A 23,676-nucleotide genomic window follows, 5' to 3' on the forward strand; every position below is an offset into this window, starting at 1 on the left:
AGCAACATAAAAAAGTGCATATTAGTTATCGAGGCTGTAAATGAAAAATATAACACTAACAAAACTTAGAAAAGAGTTAAAGTTTAGATCAAGAGAAGACTTACAGGCAGATATAGAGCTTTTGTTTAAACAATTTCCTCAAGTTAAAAACACTATACCATGCTATATGACAGTGGCAGCGCTGATGAGGCTTTAGAAGAAGCAAAACAAAAAATTAATAAAGAGTTTTACGGCAATCCTAACTATGGTTGTCCAAGAGCAAGTATAAAAGATGCTAAAAAGGTTGTATCTGATTTCAAAAAGCTACCTGTTACTGATGAACACATTATAGATTTGATGCTTTGTTATATCGATGAGCTTCTAGGATTTATACGAAGATATGGAATTGGCTATGATACTAACTACCCTGATAGCTGCAGTAGCATGTTTGAGTCAGCTGTGAAACTTATTCAAAAAAACCAACTGTATCATAGTTATGAAAATGTATTGAAAAAACTTCTAAGAAAAGCTGATGATAGTTATGTGGAAGACATTGAATTTATTTATGATGAATATTTTGGAGGAAAAAGGTTATGAAAACATTAACTGGTAAATTAGAGGAATTAACAAAAGAACAATTAGTGACAGTTTTAGAGAGTCTTGCTAGTCAAAATAAGACTTATGAAAAGGAAATTAAAACGCTATTGTTCGCTTATGATCCTAAAGAGTTCTATAAGTTAGTGAGTAAAGAGGTCACATCTATTACAAGTAATAGGAAGTTTTATGGTTATTGGGAATGCCATTATTTTGCAGATAAAGTAAGGGGTGTTGTAAATAAAATAGATAAATTTCTTGTTCCTCAAGCCCCTGACTTAGCTATTAAATTGGCTAAGAAAATAATAGATAAAGAAGAAAAAATCGCCGAAAATATAGACGATTCTAATGGTGAAATGGGAGAAGCTTTTTCTAATCTTTTTATGATGCTTGATAGAGCTTATGCAAATAGTACTTGCAAGCCTTTGGAGATAGCTACTTTTATTTATGAAACACTTGACAGTGCTAAATACGGTTATAAAGACTATGTATTAAATTTTTCAAAATGCTTGAATGAAGATGTTTTAAGTGCTTTAGAGAGTATATTAGTGCCTGTAAATAAGTTGAATTCAGGTGGTGATAAAAGATATGAACCTGATGTTAGTGCAACTCTACATAAAATTATCGCTGATAAGAGAAAAGATATTGATGGATATATTGCTGTGTGTAAAGCAAAGGGAGACTTAAATTATGAATATACATATTTAAATATTGCTCAAAGGTATATAGATGCTTTTCAAGAAGATAAAGCTATAGAATACTTACAAAATGTTACTCATGAAAATTTTCAACGAGATAAAAAAAAGCTTTTGATAGATGCTTATTTGCTTGATGGAAATATTACAAAAGTTAAAGAAACCCTATGGGAAAGCACATTTGATGGTTACTATATAAATAATTCTTCATATCTACAGTATTTAAGCTATGCTTCAAATGATGAAAAAACTAAAATAAAAGATGAGATAAAAAAAGTTGTTTTGGCAAAAGATTTTAATCATTCTACTATAAGTGAACTTTATAATATCGAAGAGTTTGACCTATTAGAAAAAGAGCTTATCACTTTTAGTAAGAGTGGTAAGGTTTTAGATTTATATTACTCTGTATCTGAAATGAGGAAGATTAGTACATATTTAGCTAAATCTAATCCTATAGCAGCTGTTATCATTAGAAGAATACTCTTGGAAAATTGCTTGGATGGTGGTAAATCTAAATACTATGATTACGCTGTTAGTGACTTGAAAAAATCAATAGAATTTGCTGAAAGTATTGAGCAATGGAAAGAGGTTAAAAAGCCTATAGATTATTTTAACTCTCTAATAGAAAAGCATAAAAAGAAAGTTTCATTTTGGAGTAGAGTAGCTGATGCAGGTATAAAGGAGAAATTAGAAAATTTACATATTAAATCCTAAAGGATAGAAACGTTATTTGAAAAACAGTAGTTTCAAGAATGTTGTTTAAATAATATAATATATAAATTAAAAATTTTAAGAGAAGTTCCATAAGGGCGCTTGCAATGACCTGGTCAGATATTTTATCAAAAGAGAAACAAAAACCTTATTTTAAGCAAATATTAGAATTTTTGGCTAGTGAGGAAAATAAAGGTAAAGTTATATTTCCAGCTAAAGAGAATATTTTTAATGCTTTTAAGTATACTGAGTTAGAAAATTTAAAAGTTGTAATTCTTGGTCAAGATCCATACCACAATTATAATCAAGCTCACGGTCTAGCATTTTCAGTACAAAAGGGAGTTGACATTCCACCATCTTTACGCAATATGTATAAAGAGCTTGCTCGCAGTATCCCAGATTTTGAGATTCCAAATCATGGTTGCTTAGTTGATTGGGCAAAGCAAGGCGTGTTTCTGTTAAATACAACTTTAACGGTGGAGGCTCATAAGGCAAACTCACACAAAGATATTGGTTGGGAGGCTTTTACAAATATGGTAATACATAAAATATCGGAATATAAAGAGAATGTTGTTTTTATGCTTTGGGGTTCCCATGCACGTAAAAAGAAAAACCTTATTGATAATTCTAAACACTTAATTCTGGAGTCAACCCACCCATCTCCTTTGTCAGCTCATCGCGGCTTTCTAGGATGTAACCATTTTATACTTTGTAACCAGTATTTACTTGATCATAAACTTAAAACTATAAATTGGCAATTAACTAATTAGTCATACATTTTTAAGAATTTTTACTGGTTTCTTACTTATTATCAAAAGATGCTTTTTAGGCTTGAGTATGTTAAAATATCACCTATATGTCATATCTTTATTAAAAACGGTAAGTAATGTCTGTAACGACTAAAGAATCATCATCGATAAATATAGAAAAAGAATTAAAGCAATCATACCTTGATTATGCAATGAGTGTTATAGTTGGTAGGGCTTTACCAGATGTCAGAGATGGGTTAAAGCCAGTTCACCGAAGAGTTCTTTTTGCGATGAATGAACTATCAAACTATTATAACAGACCTTATAAAAAGTCTGCTAGGATTGTCGGTGATGTGATAGGTAAATATCACCCACATGGTGATACAGCAGTTTATGATACTATCGTTAGAATGGCCCAATCTTTTTCTTTACGCTATACGTTAGTAGATGGTCAAGGTAACTTTGGTTCAGTTGATGGTGATTCACCAGCAGCTATGCGTTATACAGAGATTAGAATGCAAAAGCTTACCCATGAACTTTTGGTGGATATTGATAAAGAGACGGTAGATTTTTCTCCAAACTATGACAATACTGAGCTAGTTCCAGATGTTTTACCAACAAGAGTGCCAAACCTTTTGGTTAATGGCTCATCAGGTATTGCTGTTGGTATGGCTACTAATATCCCACCTCATAATATGACAGAGGTAATTAATGGAACAATTGCTCTTATAGATAATCCAAGTTTAAGTGTGGAAGAGCTAATACACTACATTCCAGCACCAGATTTTCCAACAGGAGCTTATATAAATGGTACTGATGGTATTCTAGAAGCTTATAAAACAGGTCGTGGTCGTGTGATAATGCGAGCTAAGGCCGATATAAAAGAAGATGAAGCATCTGGTAAATCACAAATAATAATTACAGAAATACCTTATCAAGTAAATAAAGCAAAACTAGTTGAAAAAATCGCTGAGCTTGTCAAAGATAAAAAGGTAACAGGTATTTCAGAACTTAGAGATGAGTCTGACAAAGATGGTATTAGAGTTGTAATAGATTTAAAAAGAGACGAGTCTCCAGAAGTTGTATTAAATACTTTATACGCTCAAACTCAATTACAATGTAGTTTTGGTATAAATATGGTTGCTCTTAGTGATAATAGACCAAAGCTTTTGGGTTTAAAAGAAATACTAGAGCAGTTTATAAAACATAGAAAAGAAGTTGTTACCCGTCGTACTATATATGAGCTAAGAAAATCAAAAGAAAGAGCGCATATTTTAGAAGGGTTATTATTATCTTTATCAAATATAGATGAGATGATCGAGCTTATCAAAGCTTCTCCAAGTCCAGCTGATGCTAAAGAATCTATGTTAGCTAGGTCATGGAATGGTGTTCTTGTTAAAAATATGCTTGAAGGTGTTGATGTTAAAATGTATCGTAAAGAAATACTAGCTTCTCATTACGGTATTCAAACAGATTCTTTATATAACTTAACAGAAGAGCAAGCTGATGCAATCCTAGCTTTGAGATTACATAGATTAACAGGTCTTGAACAAGACAAGATAGTGAATGAATTTAAAGAGCTTATTGACAAAATTAAGTATCTAATATCAATATTAAGTGATACAAATGAGCTTATTAGGGTAGTCAAAGAAGAGCTTGTTGAAATTAGGGAAAACTTCGGTGATGCTAGAAAATCAGAAATTATTTCTTCAAGGTTAGATTTAACAAGAGAAGATCTAATAGCAGAAGAAGAAATGGTTGTAACATTATCGATGGATGGCTATGTTAAAACTCAACCATTAAGTTTGTACAACGCTCAAAAACGTGGTGGAGTAGGAAAATCTGCAACCAAAACTAAAGAAGAAGATAGTATCTTTAAATTAATTTTAGCATCAACCCATGACACTATGCTATGCTTTTCAAGTTTAGGTAGAGTTTATTGGTCAAAAGTCTATGATTTCCCGGTAGCTAGTAGAATTTCTAAGGGTAGGCCTATAAATAACATTTTGCCATTAGAAAAAGATGAGAAAATTACTGCTCTTATGCCAATCTCTCAGTTTGAGGAGGGTTGGTATGTATTTATGGCTACAAAACTAGGTCGAGTTAAAAAAGTTGATTTATCAGAATTTGCAAAACCTCGCTCTACAGGTAAAATCGCTATTGGTCTAAATGATGGTGATGAGCTATCTTACGTGGCACTTACAGATGGGAATAAGCAGATTATGATGTTTTCAGACGCAGGAAAAGCAATTCGATTTGATGAATCTGATGTTAGAGCCATGGGTCGTTCTGCTGCGGGTGTTACAGGTATGCGTTTACAAGATGATCAAAAGATAGTTTCTATGCTTGTGACAAATCCTGAGGAAGGGGTCGTTTTAGCTGCTACAGAAAATGGTTATGGTAAAAGAACTCCAGTTTCTGAATACAGAAAAACAAGAAGATCTAGTCAAGGAGTTATAGCAATTTCAACTTCAGATAGAAATGGTAAAGTAGTTGTAGCTGTACTTGTTGCTGAAGACGAAGATATTGTAATGATTACGAATAATGGCACTTTAGTTAGAATATCTTCATCTGAAGTCAGAGAGTGTGGTCGTTCAGCACAAGGTGTTAGGTTGATTAATCTAAGAAATAATGAAAAACTTATAGGTTTGAAAGTTGTAAAAGATGATGCAGATATAGAGGAAAGCTTAGAGGAAGAAACTGAAGCCTCTTTAGATGCTGACTTAGCAGCAGAATAACGTGGTTATGTTTATGAAAAGCAAGGTTACTATATTAGGGGCTACAGGCTCTATAGGAGATAGTACATTAAGCGTAATTAGAGAGAGTAGTAGCTTTAAAGTGTATGCTCTGAGTGCCTTTAGTAATATAAGAAAACTTGCTAATTTATGTAAAGAATTCCAGCCTAAGTATGTTGTGGTCCAAGATTGGCAAAAATATAAAGAGCTTAAAGAGCTTGTTAAAGAAGTTGAGATTTTAGTTGGTGATGAAGGTTTAGAACAAATCTCTAGTGATCCAAAAGTCGATATAGTAATGTCTGCTATAGTTGGAGTCGCTGGGCTTAAGCCAACTTTTGCAGCTGCAAGAGCGGGTAAAAAAATACTTTTAGCTAATAAGGAATCTTTAGTAGCTGCTGGGCATTTGTTAATTGAAGAAGTAGCAAAAAATAATGCTCAGCTTATACCTGTAGATAGTGAGCATAATGCAATATTTCAGTGCTTAGATAACCAAAGCAAAACTTTTAATGAAAAAGAAATTGCTGAGATAATTCTTACAGCATCTGGAGGACCTTTTAGAGATAAGCAGCTAGAGGATCTAGTTGATATAACCCCAGAGCAGGCATGCGCTCACCCTAATTGGAGTATGGGGAGAAAGATTTCAGTTGATTCTTCAACTATGGTTAATAAAGCTTTGGAAGTGATAGAAGCATATTGGCTTTTTCGTGTTCCAGCTGATAGAATTAGCGTTTTAATTCATCCTCAAAGTGTTATTCACTCGATGGTTAAATATGTAGATGGTAGTTTTCTGGCTCAATTGGGGGTTCCAGATATGAAGACTCCAATTGCAAATGCTTTGTATTATCCAGCTAGAGGGCGTACAAATGTTGCAGAGCTAGATTTTACAAAAATTGAATTAACTTTTAAAAAAGTATGCTTTAGTAGGTTTGAAGCTCTAAAATTGGTTTTTGAAAACTTAAAAAATAAAGATTACGCAGCAAATATAGTCTTTAATGCTGCTAATGAGAAATTGGTAGAAGCATTTTTAGATGGTAAAATTAAATATTTAGACATTATAAAAATAAATAAAAAAATATTAAAAAAATTAAAATTCGAGAATCCTAAACAAATAGATGAAGTTTTTGATATTGATAAAAAAACTCGATGTTTTGTGGATTCTATTTTGAGGTAAAGTTAGGTGTTTTTTTTAAGAAAGAAGTTTGTATTAACCTCTCTTCTTATGGGTATTGCGTGTGTTAGCTGGGCAGAAACAGGTAGTTTCATACTAGACAAAGTATCTATAGATGGTTTAGAGGGTTTGCAGGGAGATGTAGTTAAAAGCCGTATAGGCTTTAAGAGAGGGAGTTATATCACACCAGAAGATACAAACCAAATTATTAACAATCTTTATGGTACAGGGTTTTTCAATAGTGTAGATCTGTATCGTAAAGGTAGTAACCTTTTTATAAATGTAAAAGAAAGACCAATTATCGCAGATTTTAGCTTCAGTGGTAATAAAAAAATCAAGAAAGAAGATCTTGAAAAAGTTTTTACTGATGCAGGTATTTATGTAGGTAATGTTTATAATCCTAATACGATGTTTTTACTTAAACAATCGTTACTTTCTCAATATTCAATGATGGGACTATATGGAGCTAAAATTGATGAAAACATTAGAAAACTACCAAATAATAGGATAAATATTAATCTGACGATTAAGGAAGGAAAACCTGCAACAATTGATGATATAAATTTTGTTGGTAACAAAAGTTTTGATGATAGTGATCTAAAAAGCGGGCTAGCCTTCCAAGCTCCATCTATTTGGAATTTATGGGGATTTTTAGCCCAGTTTGATAGTTATTCTCCTAATGGTATGGACAGATCAATCCAGGATGTGACAAACTATTACCTTGATAGAGGTTTTCTTGACTTTAAGGTTACATCCAAGCAAGCCTCAATGTCGAAAGATCGTGAGCATTCCTATATAACTTTTGGTGTCCAAGAAGGAGATGTTTATAAAGTTGGCAATATATCTCTAGATGGTAAATTTATAATCCCTAAATCAGAGGTTGAATCTCTAATTCAGCTACAAGAGGGAGAAGTCTTCTCAAAGAAGAAGCTGGTAGATACGGTAGAGGCAATAAAGACTTTATTGGGAAGTAAAGGTTATGCTTTTGTAACAGTTAACCCTATTCCAGATGTAGATAAGGAAAAACGAGTAGTTTCTTTTAAATTTGTTGTAGATGCTGGTAAAAAAGTTTACGTAAACAGAGTTAATTTTTTTGGTAATAATGTTACGAATGATTATGTATTCCGTAGACAGCTTCAATACTATGAGCAGTCTACTTATGATAAAGAGGCTATAGATAAGTCACAAAGAAGACTTGATCAACTACCTTACGTTGCCTCTGCTGATATGCAGCTTGTCCCTGTGGAAGGTACAGATGACTTAGTCGATATAAATTATAATATTAAAGAACGTAACGCTAATTCAATAACTGGTAGCTTGGGTTATTCAGATTTATATGGCTTTATGATAGGTGGTAGGCTTAATATGCCTAACGTGTTTGGTACGGGTAATACTTTTAATATTAATGCTCAACTTTCCATACCATTTCAACAATTAGATATAAGTTATATTGACCCTTTTTTCACTACTTCAGGAATCAGTCAAAGCGTTTCAGCATATGTTAACCGTTCAAACTTTGCTAAAACTGATGCAATTGCTGCATATCAATTAGATACATTTGGTGCAAGGTTGATGTATGGCTTGCCTATATCAACATTTAGTAATGTATCTTGGGGATTAACTTTTGCTAATAATACCCTTAAACAGTCAGAAGGTTACAAATCTTCTATAGTTGAGTGGTTTATCCAGCAGCAAGGCGGTAGGAATGTATTTAATGAGCCTGCTATAACGGGTGGTTGGAGTTATAATAATTCTAATAAATATATGTTTCCAACGCAAGGTGGGTCATTTAATTTAAATGGCTCAATAAATATCCCAGGAATAAGTAATATTAACTCTTATAAAGTCGAAGTTGGAGGGACTTATAATATTGCTGTGCCAAATACAGACTTATCAGCATTATCAATTAGGGCAGGAGTTCAATACGGTGGAGGCTATGGGAAAACTAAAGAGCTACCTTTTTATGAGAACTTCTACGGAGGCGGCTGGGGATCGGTGCGTGGTTTTTTACAAGGTTCATTAGGACCTAGAGATCTTAACTTAGTAGATCCTAATAATCCTCAACCAGGAAACTCAATTGGTGGTAACCTTAACATTTATAACAACTGGGATTTATTGTTTCCAGTACCTTTTATTAAAGATAGTTCTAATATGAGAATTGGTGCCTTTTTAGATATAGGTAATACATATATAACATATGACCTAAATGGGGTACTATCTCCAACACCACCTAGCCCTACATCGCCATCTTTAGGTAACCTTAAATACTCAGTAGGTGTTGAGTTTAGGTGGGCTTCGCCAATGGGACCACTAGCAATATCTTTTGCTCAGCCATTTAATGTTCAAAAGGGTGATATCACCCAGGTATTCCAGTTTTCACTTGGACAAAATTTCTAAAAATCAAAGGAGAAAGAAATGAAAAAAATAATCAACAAAATTCTAGTTATGTTAGCAGTTTTTACAACCTCTATTACGGTATCATATGCAGATACTAAGATAGCTGTAGTTAATCCAGTAGAGATCTTTAATGATACAGATCTTGGCTCAGTGAGTGTTAAAAAATTAGAGAATGACCTTAAGCCAGAGGCTTCAAAGTTGCAGCAGCAACAAAATGATATTATGGCAAAGATTAAAGAATTACAACAAAAATCTACTACCATTACAAAGGCTGAGCTAGAAAAACAACAACAGCAAATACAGCAAGAACAACAGGCTTTTGCAGAAAAAGCTAGAGTTTTACAACAAAAAGAATACGCAAAAAAAGATGAGTTATCTAAAAAGTTCCAATCTGCATTTGATAAGTCAGTAGAAACCATAGCAAAACAAAAAAGTTATAATATCATACTAACTACTCAGGCTCTTGCTTATGCAAATGGGGTTGATGACATATCTAACGATGTTGTAGCTATGATGAACAAGGCTTCTTAAAAAACAAAAACTTTAGTTGGTGGTGATATGTATAGCTTAAATTTATTGGCAGAAAAATTAGATGGTGTTGTTAAGGGGGATGGTAGCGTCGAAATAACTAAAATAGCCACTTTATCTCAGGCAAAAGAGGGTGACATATCTTTTTGTACGAATCCTAAGTATTTAAAAGACTTGTCTAATACAAAAGCTTCTGCTGTTTTAATTACTGAAGAGGCTTTAGGCTACTGTAATACGAATGCTATTATATTATCTAACCCATACATGGCTTTAGCTAAGGTAATGGAGATTTTTGATAAATCTCCATTACCTAGTGGGAAGATACATAGTAAGGCAGTTATAGCATCTACTGTGATTATTGGTCAAAATGTAACCATTGATGCTAATGCGGTTATCGGTGAAAATGTTGTTTTAGGTGATAATGTTATTATAGGTGCTTGTGCTACAGTAGATGATGGAACAAGAATAGGTGATTCTACTATTATCAAAAGTAATGTATCAATAGCTCATGATGTTATAATTGGTTCAAAATGCATTATTCACCAAAATGCAGTTATAGGCTGTGATGGATTTGGAAATGCACGTGATGATGATGGTTCATGGACTAAAATTCCTCAATTAGGTAGAGTAGTTATTGAGGATGATGTTGAAATTGGTGCTAATACTACTGTTGATAGGGGTGCTATTGATGACACTATTATTAAAAAAGGAGCGCGTATTGATAATTTAGTACAGATAGCTCATAATGTCATTATCGGCGAAAATACTGCTTTGGCAGGTGTAACAGCAGTAGCAGGTAGTACCAAGATAGGTAGTAACTGTCTTATAGGGGGACAGTCAGCTATTACTGGTCATATTAGTATTTGCGATAATGCTATAATAGGGGGTGCCTCTAATATAGGTAAATCGGTGACAAAGCCGGGCATGTATTATGCAGCTTTTGAAGCAAAACCAAGAATTGAGTGGGGTAGATTTGTAGCTAGGTTGTCGAAAATAGATAAATTAATAGCTAGAGTTAAAGATTTGGAAAATAAATTAACTAGTAAGTAATGAGGATTTGTAATGAGTCAATTTGATGAAAATAATAAGCAAATAGATGTGATGGGAATTAGGAAAATTTTGCCACATAGGTATCCTTTTGCTCTTTTAGATAAAATTGTTGACTGGAATGTTGAGGAAAGAAGTATAATAGCTCAAAAAAACGTTACAATTAATGAAGATTTTTTTAATGGACATTTTCCGGAGTTTCCGGTAATGCCAGGTGTTTTAATTGTTGAAGCTATGGCTCAAGCTACAGCTATATTAGGTGAGTTAATGGCTGAAACATTATTTGCACATGTTGTTGCTAAAGCTGGTGGTGGTAGAAGAACTTTTATGCTTGCAGGTATAGATAAGGTTAGAGTAAAAAGACCGGTTGTCCCTGGCGATGTACTAATTATTGAATCACGAATGGTTAAGCAAAAGAATATTATATGTACAGCTGAGTCTGTAGCAAAAGTTGATGGACAAATAGTTTGTTCAGCAGAGTTAATGGCAGCTTATAAGGATTATTAATAGTGATACATAGCCTAGCGGTAGTTCACGAAAGTGCTAAGATAGCAGATAGTGCTATAATTGGACCATTTTGTGTTGTTGGTGAAAACGTAATTATTGGTGAAGGTACTGAGCTTAAAAGCCATGTTACTATAGGTGATAATGCAGTTATTGGTAAAAATAATCGTATTTTTCAATATGCATCTATTGGAGATGATCCTATTGATTATACTTATAAAAAAGGAGACTTTTCCCAAGTTGTTATAGGTGATAATAATGTCATTAGAGAGTGTGCGACAATACATGGTGGTACTTTAAAGGAGTCTGGAGTCACTTCGATCGGCAACAATAATCTAATTATGTGTTATGTGCATATTGGTCATGACTGCAAAATAGGGAATAATATTAATTTAGTAAATGGTGTTGGCTTAGCTGGGCATGTACATATTGAGGATTATGCTATTTTGAGCTCTAATACAGGCGTCCATCAATTCTGTACTGTAGGCAAACATGCCTTTATTGCACACGCTGCCCTTATAGGAAAAGATGTTCCACCATATCTAATGGTAACAGCGGTTACTGCTGGAGCTTCTCCTTGCGGTATAAATTCTGAAGGTCTTAAAAGACGAGGCTTCACAGCGGATCAGATAAAGAAGATAAAAGATGTTTACAAAATACTTTATCGCCGAGGTTTAATGATAAGTGAAGCCTTTGAAATTATAAAAAATATGGCTATAGAAGAACCTATTTTGGAACCTTTCGTTGAGTTAATGGGTACCTCTAGAAGAGGTATATTAAGATAATGAGAATAGGTATAGTAGCTGGTGAACTATCAGGAGACCAGTTAGGTGGTACTTTAGTTGCTAAGCTTAAAGAAAAGTATCCTCATGCTATTATAGAAGGTATAGGCGGTCCTAAAATGGAGGCTTCTGGTTTTAAGAGCCTTTATCCTATGGATGCTCTTTCTTTGATAGGTTTTTTGGAGATAGTTTCAAGGGGATGGTATATCCTAAATATACGCAGTAAAATCATCAATTATTTTAAACAAAATAAACCAGATATTTTTATAGGAATAGATGCTCCAGATTTTAATCTCAGTGTTGAAAGAAAACTTAGAGTAGCTGGTGTAAAAACTATACATTATGTTAGCCCTAAAATATGGGTGTGGCGTGAATATAGAATTAAGAAAATTAGGAAAGCTACAGATAAAATATTAGCTATATTACCTTTTGAAGTTGATTATTATAAAAAAAAGCATAACTTTGAAGCTATATTCGTTGGGCACCCCTTAGCGAAAAGCATACCTGTAAACATAGATAGGTCTCGTTATAGAAAAGAACTAGGACTAGAAGTAGAAGACACAACTTTACCTATATTGTCAATTTTACCTGGCAGCAGGAGTAACGAGGTATCTAGACTTTTACCTCTATTTCTTGAAGCTTTACAAAAACTGGTTGATTCTGGATACAAGTTTGAAGCACTAATGCCTCTAGCTAAACCATCCTTACAGCCAATCTTTGATCAGTATAAAAAGCAGATACAAAAATTAAACATAAAAGTGTTTAGTGCTAAATCGCATGAAATTTTAAAAGCATCTGATTATAGTTTATTGGCGTCTGGTACAGCTACGTTGGAAGCTATGTTGTGTAAATTACCAATGGTAGTTGGATACAAGGTCTCGGCACTGTCAGCTTTTTTAGGAAGATTATTAATCGGTAATCATAGTTTTTGGGCTTTTCCTAATATTTTACATAAAAGTGAAATAATAAAAGAGTTAATACAAGAGGATTGTACAGTAGATAATTTATATCAAGAATTAAAAAAGCTATTTGATGATAAGCAAAGAAATGATTATATAATTCATGAGTTTATGAATATTCATAAAAATATGATAGTAGATACTGATCAAAAGATAGTTGATATATTAGATTCTATAATTGGTCAAGGATCTTAATTTTTATAATCTTTATATATATAATATTAGTTTAATAAAAGATTTTGGTGTGGGTGTTATAATGTCGTTAATTCTAGTTCTAGTTTTAATCTTAGTGGTATTAATAATTGTTGACTTTTTTCGTAAAAGTTTGCGTTTGAAACAAAAAATGACTTTAGAAAATATAGAGAAAAAAAGTAGTGAACTTTTAGCAAATCAACTAAAAAATAATTTTTCTGATGATATCGTAGAAATACAGCTTGAGTACCCTTTATTAAGAGAAGGATATCTTTTGTTGTATTTTGAAAGTATAGAACCTATTGAAATAAAAAAATTAGCTACTCAATTGAAATACTGTGATCTTAGATACACTGGAGATAAAGTTTTTCAAAAAATCGATCATGGGGATGTTATATTTAGTATTTTACCAGATGATGAAAAGCAAGAATTTGAGAGTGTTAATGAAGGTAGTGTAAATGGCATAATAGCTGTTATGAATTTTAAAAAGCTTTCAGCTTTAGGGTATGATATAAAAACATGTTATGAACTAATGATGGATATTTTAGAGACTTTAAACAAAACCTACAATGGTACTTTAATGAATGAGCATAGAGTTAGGTTAACAAAGAAAGATAGACAAAGTTTCCTTGAAGTAATTATCTAAAATGAATTATTCTAGATATAGTGTACATTTTTTATAAAGGCTTCAAATTAATAAAACCAGTTTTAGTTAATACTTTTATAATATCAATTTTATTAGCGTAATTTCATCTTCTTGACTAATTTTAATTTCTAGGGCTGACTGAGAAAAAACCTTGAAGTCATCATTTCTTAATATTCTTTTAGAGGCTGAACAATGAATATTTGCTACCTTTGTAGTATCCAAAATCTCTTTTATATTGTGTGAATTAATACCACCACCAGGCATTATTTGGATTTGGTTGCCAAATTCTTGTTGTAGAGATTTTATAGTCGGTAATCCTTTTATTACACTTGTAGCTGCTCCAGATGTTAAAATTCTATCAAATCCAAGTTCAATAGCTTCTTTTATGCTAGTTTTTATATCAGTAGTTAAATCTATAGCTCTATGAAAAGTTAGTTCTTTACCTGACTGTTTAGTGAGTTTAATAAAAGGTTCTAGAAATTCTTTATCAATTTTATTTTTTTCTGTCAAAGCCCCAATTACAATACCATCTACATCTAATTCTAGCATAGCCTTTAGATCATCAAGCATAATTTGCTGATCAATTCGATTATAGTAAAAATCACCAGCTCGATGACGAATCATAGCTTGCAATGAGCCTTTGAAATTATCTTTAGCAAATTTTACTAAGCTGGGCGAGGGCGTAAGCCCTTCAACCCCAAGAGCAGAGCATAGCTCAAGTCTATCAGCGCTAGCTTTTTGAGCATTTATAATTGATTGGTAGTTATCTACGCATATTTCTAAAGTGACCATAGTTAAGCTTAAATTCTTTATTATCTTGTTGGGACCAATTTGTTAGGCTTTCCTAAGCTATTTACGTATTTTACCTAGAAAATTTATTAAAGTCTCTCATATAAAATTAAATTGTCAATTTCCTTATGTATTTTTAATGTGGTGCGATTCAAAAATTTATTAGTTAAGTTTTAAATTAACTCAAAGCTATAGTTTCAAATAAGAGAAGACATTTTAGACCAGCTAATTTAGCTTTCAATGGTTATAAGGAGTTTATATCTAAAACATTAGGCGATCTTTAGAAAATTAACTTTGTAATCAAAGATGAACTTAAAAGTGAAGAATTATAGATTAGAGTTGGTTTGGGATTACTTGTTTTTAATGACCTTAAATTTTTTATTTAAATTACCAACCAGTAACTTCTTTAAGTTTTTTACCAATCTCAGCAGGGGACCTTGTATATGCAATACCAGCAGCCTCAAACGCAGCAAATTTCTCTTCTGCTGTACCTTTACCGCCAGAGATAATAGCACCAGCATGTCCCATACGCTTGCCTGGAGGTGCAGTTACACCAGCAATATAGCCGATAACAGGTTTGGTTACATTATGTTTGATATATTCAGCAGCTTCTTCTTCAGCTGTACCACCAATTTCACCGATTAAAATGATAGCTTCTGTTTGTGGGTCATTTTCTAAAAGCTCTAAAGCTTCAATCTGATTCATTCCAGGAATTGGATCACCACCTATACCAATACATGTGGACTGACCAAAACCAAGTTTAGTGGTTTGAGCCACTGCTTCATAGGTTAACGTACCAGAACGAGAGATAATACCTACTTTACCTGGTTGGTGAATATGCCCTGGCATAATACCAATTTTACATTCACCAGGAGTGATAATACCGGGACAGTTTGGACCAATAACTCTAACATCTTTGCCTTCTAAATACTCTTTAACTACAAGCATATCTAGAGTTGGTACACCCTCTGTAATAATTACAACTAACTTAACACCAGAATCAATTGCTTCTATAGCAGAGTCTTTTACAAACGGAGCTGGAACATAGATTACAGAAGCATCAGCACCTGTAGCTGCTACAGCTTCTTTCATAGTGTTAAATACTGGTCTATCTAAATGAGTTTGACCACCTTTACCGGGAGTTACACCACCAACAATATTTGTACCATATGCAATAGCTTGCTCTGAGTGGAAAGTACCATTTTTACCAGTAAATCCTTGTACTAAAACTTTTGTATTTTTATTAACTAATACGCTCATTATTTAAATATCCTTTTAACTGTTTTAATTAATTAACCTAGTGATTTTACAACTTTATTAGCAGCGTCAGCTAGACCATCAGCAGGAATAAGCTTTAATCCGGATTCAGATAAAATCTTAGAACCAAGTTCAGCATTGTTACCTTCTAGACGTACTACCACTGGTACAGTTACATTCACTTCTTTAACAGCTTCAATAATAGCTTCTGCAATCATATCGCAACGAACTATCCCGCCAAAGATGTTAATTAAGACAGCTTTTACATTTTCATCATCTAAAATTAGTTTGAAAGCTTCGATTACTCTCTCTTTAGTAGCACCCCCACCAACATCTAGGAAGTTAGCTGGTTTCCCACCGTACAGTTGAATAATATCCATGGTAGCCATCGCAAGACCAGCACCATTTACCATACAACCAATATTGCCTTCAAGGGCTACATAATTTAACTCATGTTCAGAAGCTTTAAGCTCTTTAGCATTTTCTTGAGATTTATCTCTTAGAGCAAGTAGCTTAGGGTGTCTATAAAGAGCGTTTGAATCTAGGTTGATCTTACCATCAACACAAACTATATCCCCATTTTCTCTTACAGCAAGAGGGTTGATCTCAAATAAAGCAAAATCACATTCGATAAACGCTTTGTATGCACCTAACATAGTTTTTGTAAAATCGTTGATTTGCTTGCCTTCTAAACCAAGTTTAAAAGCAACCTCACGAGCCTGGAATGGTTGAAGGCCAACTAAAGGATCTATTTCTATTTTAAGGATTTTTTCAGGAGAATTGTGTGCTACTTCTTCGATATCTACACCACCTTCAGAAGACGCCATAAATGTAACTTTACGGCTAGACCTATCAACAACAGCACCTAAGTATAGCTCACGAGATACAGGATAAACATCTTCAAATATGCCTACAGAGTTTACTGGTTGACCATCAGCATCTGTTTGGAATGTAACTAAATTTGTACCGATAAGTTTTTCTGCTACTTCACGAGCTTCTTGTGATGATTTAACAACTTTTACACCACCAGCTTTACCACGACCACCAGCATGTACCTGAGCTTTTACTACCGCAAATTTGCCACCGATTTGGTCAAATGCTTGAGCAGCTTCATTAGGGTTATGAGCTACGATACCTTTTTGAACTTTTAGACCATAACTTTCTAAAAGATCTTTAGCTTGATATTCATGTAAGTTCATCGATTTTCTTCCTTATTTGATATATTTGTGAAATTTTAAGTCAATACTCTTAAATGATAACGTATTTAGCCAAGTTTTTCTAATAAAAATAGTTGGTAGAATAGTTTATAGATTAGTCTGTATTTATATGCTGTGATATATCCGTTTAAGTATGAAATTATGAATTCTACGGCCATACTTTAATACGTTCATTAACCGAGCCATAAAATGCCTACCGGTTAATCATCTTGCCACTTGATAAATTATGATTTACTTAACTAAGTATTAAGTTTTATATTTTTTATTCCTATATTTTGTTATGTATGAGAAAAAAGATAAACTATTTTAAATGTTTTATACATTATAGTGTTTAGTTCTATATTTCAAAATGTTAGTTTAAATTGGTGGAATTTCCCTACCACATTCAGTATAGTGTATTTGAATTATATGTAGAGAAATTATCCATAAATCAAGGAGAGTTGCGTGAATAAACTATATGATATGTTTGTAAAAGTTATATTTAGTCCATCCACACCAGTACAACTTCTGTTGGTGTTAGTATTTGGTTTTGTGTTTGGGTTTATACCAGGTTTTAGTTATGCACCATTTTTATTTTTACTAATAATATTTTTAGTATTGGTATTACGTGTAAATATAGGATTGTTTGTTATTACTGCAATTCTTGCAAAGATATTATCATACATTTTAGAGAGTATAAGTTTTACTGTAGGTGTATGGCTATTAGATGGCTTCACACAGCCTGTATTTAAAACTATTATCAATACCCCTGTTTTAGCATATTTAGGTTTTGATTATTATTTGGTTACAGGTGCTTTTTTTGTCTCTTTATTATTGGGTATCGCATTTGGATTGGTTATTGCTAAAGTTTATAAAAAAATAGTTACTAAAATGGCAAACATGCAATTTCAAAGCCAAATGTATCAAAAGATTACTAGTAAATTAAGTGTCAAAATAGCCTCTAAAATAGTTTTTGGTAAAAATATTGCTAAAGTTGATTGGCAAAAAATTCAAGCTAGAAAATTTAGACAACCTATAAGGGTTTGGGGAACTGTCCTGGTAGTACTATTTATTACTGGTATAGTTTTTGCTCCACAAGTTTTAGAGACAGCTTTAGTTTCAAACATAATAAAACAGCAGTTAACTAAAGCAAATGGGGCTACAGTTGATTATGATTCTATAAGTTTAAATATTGCTGGTGCAAACCTTCAGATTAACGGTTTAGGAGCAGCTGACCCAGCTAATTTAAATAAAGATAGGTTCTATGCAGCGTCTATAAGCGCAAGTTTAGATGTATCTAAATTGCTAACAAAACAGATCTCTCTTAAAAATGTGGAAGTTATAGATGTCAGTCTTGATAAAACTAGAGATAAAAAAGGTTCACTATACGATAGTATTAAATCTCAGAATATAATTCATCCTGAAAAAAACTCACAAGAGATTGTAAAAAGTGTAAAAAAAGTTAGCACTAGTATGCAACAAATTGATGTCCAAGAAATTACAAAAAAAGCCAAATCAGCAAAAAATGTTGCAAAAGGAATTAAGCAGGTAGTAGAGTTTTTTTCATATTTTAGGTCTAATATGCAATCGCAAGATAGCATTACTAAAATAACATTAGCTGAAATCAATCAACAGGCTAAAGCATATGGCTATGCTGGTGTTAAAGCTAGGCATCTACATGACAAGACACCAGATTTTACTATTCAAAATATGATTATTAAGGGATATGAAAACGAAGGTGTATTTTATGATATTAAGGTTTCTAATTTATCAACAACCCCAATTTTATTAGCAAAACCGACAGAGATTAATGTAAAATCATCAAATAATGACAAAATGACAGCAAGCGTAGTTATATCAAACCAAGTAGGTGTTGATAATATAGTAAGTTTTGATTTGAAAAACCTAACTGGAGAATTTGCTAAAGGTTTGAGTATTCAGGGTGTTGAAATTGACGCTGATAACTTAGACATTACAGGTAGTGGTAAGTGGCAGTTTAAGGATGTTGGAAATATTAGTTTTGATGTTCCTTTAAAGCTGAATTTTACTAAAGTCACTGTGAGTTTGAAGCAAAATAAACAAACAATACCAAATTTAAGTTTAGATGCTGTAATATCTGGTAATTTAGACAAAGTTAACTTTGCTGCAGACACATCATCTTTAACTAGTTTATTAAGCACAGAGGTAGTCAAGAAAACAGCTGAAAACTTGGCTAAAAAAGCAGGTTTAGATAAAAAAACAAAGGATCTGCTTAATAAAACAACAATTAATGGTAAGTCTCTAAATGATCTAAAACCTGAGGATGTTAAGCAGTTAGCTTCACAGTTTGGTGTTAGTTTAAGTTAGAAAAAATTTTTAAAGCTTTCAAAAAAGTGTCGACGTTAGAGCCTTTTTTTGTGGCGTTTTCACTTAAATAACGCCTAAATACTTTAGCATTTGGTAGACCATTGAATAAGTTTAAGGTATGTTTAGAAATATTATTAAGCTTGACAAGAGGATCCTTTCTCATTTGTTCTTCTATGTATGTAGCCATTTGGTATGCAATTTCTAAAGGTGTGGTTTGTGTGGGGTTTTCATAGGTATCATAGAAAGTACTATCAAAGTCTTTGAAAAGCATTGGGTTGTGATAAGCTTCTCGTCCGATCATAACACTATCCACATTTTTTAAATGATCTTTAATTTCTACGATAGTTTGTATTCCACCATTTATACCTATTTCAAGCATTGGGAAATCCTTTTTTATACGATATACAGTACCATAATTAAGTTCAGGAATAGTTCGGTTATCTTTGGGTGATAATCCACTTAGCCAACCTTTACGAGCATGAATGCATATATAGTCAACTCCGGCATCTGTTTGCTTAGTTACAAAATTATGTAGCTCTTGGTAGCTATCATTGTGATCATACCCAGTACGGCACTTAACAGATATTGGGATATCTAAATTATCTTTCATAGCTTTAACGCAGTCTGCTACAAGCTCAGGCTCAGCCATTAATGATAATCCAAAGTTACCTTTTTTAACTCTTTCGCTTGGGCAGCCAACATTTATATTTATTTCATCATAACCCAAATCTTGAGCTAATTTACCACACTTTATGAAGTCTTTAGGTATGCATCCACCAAGTTGGAGAGTTACTGGATGCTCTATCTCATTGTATTTTAGCAAGAAATTTTTGTCACCATGTAAAATAGCATTTAAGGTTATCATTTCAGTATAAAGCATAGTTTTTTTAGTGATAAGACGCATCATATATCTATAATGCCTATCTGTCCAATCAAGCATTGGAGCTATGCAAATTTTTCTATTAGAGGTTATCATCAAGGTTTATTGTAATTGACGTTTTTTTCTTAAGTCATCATTATAATCGATTCGTTTGATAATTTGGTCTATTTTTGCTCGGTATTTTTCTGTATCTGGAGAGTATCGATCATATTGAGGGTTTGGTCTGTCATATAGCCAATTTGCTAAATCCCAATTATAAGTAGTATCAAAGCATAGTTGTCCAAATTCACTAAGATGATAAGCAGCTTGTGTTTGTAAGCATCCTGTCATAAATACGTCAGCGTAAGTTTGTAATATAGGAAAATCTTTATTAGGGAATTCAGCATCTTTAAAGTCTTTAACATACATCCAAAAGTTACCCTTGGGTAAGCTTTTAACACCTAGTGGTAAAATATCTTTGCGTGGAATTTTAACTCTACAATATGAAGCTTCACGTAGGTCTGTAGCTAATATATCATTAGCAGAAGCTTTGTAATAAATGGCATTCATTGTATAGCCTTTATTTGGTATAGCTAATAGGAATGTTGCTCTGGATTTCTCACCACGAGAAGCCCAAATCCTTTCAAAGCCATTTACTAATATAGGTAGAGCATATTCAGAATTTGGTATAGTTAGTTCTCTTGAGTCTTTGTTCATAAGGCTACCGTAACCAATTACGTAATTGTCTATCTTAGTGTTTATACCTGGGCGACAGTTTATGCTATTCTCAGGAGTCTGAGAAACTTTACCTTCTTCTAGAATTTTTAATTCACTTTCATGAACTGATTTTATTGCTACAGGACTAGTTAACCTACCTAATAAAAAGCTTACCAATATAGTAAAAAAGATAATTGCTATAATTAGGATGTTTCTAATTTTGTTGCTCAAAATAGTCACTTTTTTATAAATATGCAAATTTACTTATCTATATTAGCACCTTTTTTTAAAATGAAAACCCGTTTGGGTTAGTTATAAAAATAACAACAGTTATAATCGATTAATATAAATATTTATTTGTGTTATAATTCTTAACTAGTCATATTTAGAATACTGAAAAATTTTTTGGAGCTTATTAATGTCAGAAAACAAAGCTTATGATTCATCAAGTATTAAGGTACTTAAGGGTTTAGATGCTGTAAGAAAAAGACCTGGAATGTATATAGGTGATACAGATGATGGTAGTGGTTTACATCATATGGTTTTTGAAGTTGTTGATAATGCTATTGATGAAGCATTGGCGGGGCACTGCGATGACATTAAGGTGATTATAAACACTGATGGTTCTGTATCAGTATCTGATAATGGTAGAGGTATACCTACAGATATCCATAAAGAAGAAGGTCGTTCAGCTGCTGAAGTTATCTTAACAGTGTTACATGCTGGTGGTAAGTTTGATGATAATTCTTATAAAGTATCTGGTGGGTTACATGGTGTGGGCGTTTCTGTAGTAAACGCTTTATCAGAAAAGTTAAAACTAACTATTTATAGAAATGGAATGGAATATTTTCAAGAATATGTGCATGGTGTGCCACAATTTCCATTAAAGGAAGTTGGTCCAGCTACAAAAACTGGTACTACAATAACTTTTAAACCAAGCAAAGAAACTTTCTCCTTTGTTGATTTTGACTATGATGTGTTAATGAAAAGAATTAGAGAATTATCTTTTCTTAATTCTGGAGTTAAGATTGAGCTTATAGACAAAATCGCTGATAGATCGCAAATATTTAAGTATGATGGTGGTATTAAGGCATTTGTACAGTATTTAAATAAAAGCAAAAAGCCTATTCATGAAGATGTGATTGTTGTTAATGGTGTTAAGGATGAAATACAAGTTGAGCTAGCTTTACAGTGGAACGATTCATACACTGAATCTATATTTTGCTTTACTAATAACATTCCTCAACGTGATGGTGGTACTCACTTATCTGGCTTAAAAGCAGCTGTTACTAGGACTATGAATAATTATATTGAAGCAGAAGGACTAAATAAAAAGCTTAAAGTAAACCTAAGTGGTGAAGATACAAGAGAAGGATTGGCAGCAGTATTATCAGTTAAGGTTCCTGATCCAAAATTTTCGTCTCAAACAAAAGAAAAACTAGTTTCTTCAGATGTCAAGTCAGTGGTAGAGTCACTAGTAAATGAAAAGCTTCAAGAGTTCTTATTAGAGAATCCAAAAGAAGCTAAGTTAATTTGTGAAAAAATATTAGATTCTGCAAAAGCACGTGAAGCTGCTAGAAAAGCACGTGATATGACGCGCCGTAAAGGTGCTCTAGATATAGCTGGACTACCAGGTAAGCTAGCTGATTGTCAAGAAAAAGATCCATCATTGTCTGAATTATATCTTGTTGAGGGCGATTCAGCAGGAGGCTCAGCAAAACAAGCACGTGATCGTAAGACTCAAGCAATACTGCCTCTAAAGGGTAAAATTTTAAACGTTGAAAAAGCACGATTTGATAAGATGCTTGGCTCGCAAGAGGTGGGTACTCTTATTAAGGCTTTAGGGTGTGGTATTGGTGTAGATGATTATAATCCAGATAAAACGAGGTACCATAAAATCATACTTATGACAGACGCTGATGTTGATGGTTCCCATATTAGAACATTGCTTTTAACGTTTTTTTATAGACAAATGCCAGAGCTTATTCGAAGAGGTTATCTATATATTGCTCAACCACCTTTATATAAAGTAAAACGTGGTAAACAAGAAACTTACTTAAAAGATGAAGATGCTTTATCTGAGTATCTTGGTAATATAGGTCTTGAAGATGCTGTAATATATCTTGATGGTGGCAACGCTATTTCTGGACAAGTCTTAGCTAATTATTATGAGTTGTACCAAAAGTCTGAAAAAGTGATAAAAAAATACGCTAAGATTTACCCTGAAAAATTACTTAGAGTAATATCATATAATCCTAAATATAGTGATCAAGATATTTCAATATGGTGGAATGCTATTGTTGATAGATGTAGTCAAAAAGCATTATCTTACGAAAGGTTTAGGTTAATAGAATCCAAGTATATTGATGCAGAAGGTGAGCAAAGAATTTCATACGGTGTTAATCATTATATAAATGGTTACGATACGGACTATATTGTTAAAAATAACTTCTTTGCAACTAAAGATTACGAGGATTTAATTAGTTATGGTGAGGTTCTATCGGATATATCATTTAAAGGCGCATATGTTGAAAGAGGTGGACGCAAAGAATATATAGATGATTTTGAATCGGCTATAGCTTGGCTATTAAGAGAAGCTAGAAAGGGTCATGATGTTCAACGTTACAAAGGTCTTGGTGAGATGAACCCAGAGCAGCTTTGGGAAACTACTATGGATCCTGAAAATAGAGTATTGTTGCAAGTATCTATAGCAGATGCTGTTGAAGCTGATACATTATTTACTACTTTAATGGGAGATGAGGTGGAGCCTCGTAGAGAATTTATTGAGTCAAATGCTTTGAATGTTGTTAATTTAGATGTATAAAT

General features: G+C 32.9%; 20 protein-coding genes. 15 read left to right on the forward strand and 5 right to left on the reverse strand.

The window, feature by feature from the left end:
- Positions 1-40 precede the first annotated feature (40 nt).
- From SD28_RS08075 to SD28_RS03390, 13 genes are all read left to right on the forward strand, one after another.
- Positions 41-196, forward strand: coding sequence for a hypothetical protein (locus tag SD28_RS08075; RefSeq protein ID WP_157698625.1), 156 nt, complete (start codon positions 41-43; stop codon positions 194-196).
- On the forward strand, positions 160-576 hold the full coding sequence (locus SD28_RS03335; protein WP_039124086.1) for a hypothetical protein: 417 nt from the start codon (positions 160-162) through the stop codon (positions 574-576). Before SD28_RS08075 ends, SD28_RS03335 begins: the two co-directional genes overlap by 37 nt.
- The gene (locus tag SD28_RS03340; protein ID WP_039124087.1) at positions 573-1,982 is read left to right on the forward strand and encodes a DUF6880 family protein; all 1,410 of its coding nucleotides are present in this window, start codon (positions 573-575) and stop codon (positions 1,980-1,982) included. The genes SD28_RS03335 and SD28_RS03340 overlap by 4 nt, the downstream gene beginning before the upstream one ends.
- A gap of 104 nt (positions 1,983-2,086) precedes the next feature.
- On the forward strand, positions 2,087-2,749 hold the full coding sequence (gene ung / locus SD28_RS03345) for a uracil-DNA glycosylase (RefSeq protein ID WP_039124088.1): 663 nt from the start codon (positions 2,087-2,089) through the stop codon (positions 2,747-2,749).
- Between the two features lie 116 nt (positions 2,750-2,865).
- A complete protein-coding gene (gyrA, locus tag SD28_RS03350; protein ID WP_039124089.1) occupies positions 2,866-5,466 on the forward strand; it encodes a DNA gyrase subunit A in 2,601 nt (866 codons plus the stop codon).
- Positions 5,467-5,473: 7 nt separating this feature from the next.
- Positions 5,474-6,634, forward strand: a complete 1,161-nt coding sequence (gene dxr / locus SD28_RS03355) for a 1-deoxy-D-xylulose-5-phosphate reductoisomerase (RefSeq protein WP_039125756.1) — start codon at positions 5,474-5,476, stop codon at positions 6,632-6,634.
- A 6-nt stretch (positions 6,635-6,640) separates the two neighbouring features.
- Positions 6,641-9,028 (forward strand): outer membrane protein assembly factor BamA, encoded by a 2,388-nt coding sequence (bamA, locus tag SD28_RS03360; RefSeq protein WP_039124090.1) that lies wholly within the window; start codon positions 6,641-6,643, stop codon positions 9,026-9,028.
- A gap of 18 nt (positions 9,029-9,046) precedes the next feature.
- On the forward strand, positions 9,047-9,559 hold the full coding sequence (locus tag SD28_RS03365; RefSeq protein WP_234385019.1) for an OmpH family outer membrane protein: 513 nt from the start codon (positions 9,047-9,049) through the stop codon (positions 9,557-9,559).
- A gap of 27 nt (positions 9,560-9,586) precedes the next feature.
- Complete coding sequence (lpxD, locus tag SD28_RS03370) at positions 9,587-10,606, forward strand: UDP-3-O-(3-hydroxymyristoyl)glucosamine N-acyltransferase (protein ID WP_039124091.1); 1,020 nt, start codon at positions 9,587-9,589, stop codon at positions 10,604-10,606.
- 12 nt (positions 10,607-10,618) lie between these two features.
- Positions 10,619-11,110: a 3-hydroxyacyl-ACP dehydratase FabZ gene (gene fabZ, locus SD28_RS03375; protein WP_039124092.1), complete on the forward strand. Its 492-nt coding sequence runs from the start codon at positions 10,619-10,621 to the stop codon at positions 11,108-11,110.
- Positions 11,111-11,112: 2 nt separating this feature from the next.
- On the forward strand, positions 11,113-11,892 hold the full coding sequence (gene lpxA, locus SD28_RS03380) for an acyl-ACP--UDP-N-acetylglucosamine O-acyltransferase (protein WP_039124094.1): 780 nt from the start codon (positions 11,113-11,115) through the stop codon (positions 11,890-11,892).
- The gene (gene lpxB, locus SD28_RS03385) at positions 11,892-13,043 is read left to right on the forward strand and encodes a lipid-A-disaccharide synthase (protein ID WP_039124097.1); all 1,152 of its coding nucleotides are present in this window, start codon (positions 11,892-11,894) and stop codon (positions 13,041-13,043) included. The genes lpxA and lpxB overlap by 1 nt, the downstream gene beginning before the upstream one ends.
- Before the next feature lie 61 nt (positions 13,044-13,104).
- On the forward strand, positions 13,105-13,686 hold the full coding sequence (locus SD28_RS03390; RefSeq protein ID WP_039125760.1) for a cell division protein ZipA C-terminal FtsZ-binding domain-containing protein: 582 nt from the start codon (positions 13,105-13,107) through the stop codon (positions 13,684-13,686).
- A 75-nt stretch (positions 13,687-13,761) separates the two neighbouring features.
- On the opposite strand, the gene SD28_RS03395 is transcribed toward SD28_RS03390, so the two are convergent.
- The 3 genes from SD28_RS03395 to sucC form a co-directional block, all read right to left on the reverse strand.
- Entirely contained in the window at positions 13,762-14,478 is a 717-nt protein-coding gene (locus SD28_RS03395; protein ID WP_039124099.1) for a copper homeostasis protein CutC, read from the reverse strand.
- Between the two features lie 384 nt (positions 14,479-14,862).
- Complete coding sequence (sucD, locus tag SD28_RS03400) at positions 14,863-15,735, reverse strand: succinate--CoA ligase subunit alpha (RefSeq protein ID WP_039124101.1); 873 nt, start codon at positions 15,733-15,735, stop codon at positions 14,863-14,865.
- 32 nt (positions 15,736-15,767) lie between these two features.
- Positions 15,768-16,931 (reverse strand): ADP-forming succinate--CoA ligase subunit beta, encoded by a 1,164-nt coding sequence (gene sucC / locus SD28_RS03405; protein ID WP_039124103.1) that lies wholly within the window; start codon positions 16,929-16,931, stop codon positions 15,768-15,770.
- 480 nt (positions 16,932-17,411) lie between these two features.
- Between sucC and SD28_RS03410 the strand changes: the two genes are divergently transcribed.
- A complete protein-coding gene (locus SD28_RS03410) occupies positions 17,412-19,274 on the forward strand; it encodes a TIGR03546 family protein (RefSeq protein WP_039125763.1) in 1,863 nt (620 codons plus the stop codon).
- On the opposite strand, the gene dusA is transcribed toward SD28_RS03410, so the two are convergent.
- Together dusA and chaC are read right to left on the reverse strand one after the other, a co-directional pair.
- Positions 19,261-20,250, reverse strand: a complete 990-nt coding sequence (gene dusA, locus SD28_RS03415) for a tRNA dihydrouridine(20/20a) synthase DusA (RefSeq protein WP_039124105.1) — start codon at positions 20,248-20,250, stop codon at positions 19,261-19,263. The two genes, SD28_RS03410 and dusA, sit on opposite strands and share 14 nt — an antisense overlap.
- Before the next feature lie 6 nt (positions 20,251-20,256).
- Positions 20,257-21,081, reverse strand: coding sequence for a gamma-glutamylcyclotransferase ChaC (chaC, locus tag SD28_RS03420; RefSeq protein ID WP_039124107.1), 825 nt, complete (start codon positions 21,079-21,081; stop codon positions 20,257-20,259).
- Between the two features lie 187 nt (positions 21,082-21,268).
- On the opposite strand from chaC, the gene gyrB reads away from it, so the two are divergent.
- The gene (gene gyrB, locus SD28_RS03425; RefSeq protein ID WP_039124109.1) at positions 21,269-23,674 is read left to right on the forward strand and encodes a DNA topoisomerase (ATP-hydrolyzing) subunit B; all 2,406 of its coding nucleotides are present in this window, start codon (positions 21,269-21,271) and stop codon (positions 23,672-23,674) included.
- Positions 23,675-23,676: the final 2 nt, after the last annotated feature.

The organism is Allofrancisella guangzhouensis (genome assembly GCF_000815225.1).
Taxonomy (GTDB): Bacteria; Pseudomonadota; Gammaproteobacteria; order Francisellales; family Francisellaceae; genus Francisella; species Francisella guangzhouensis.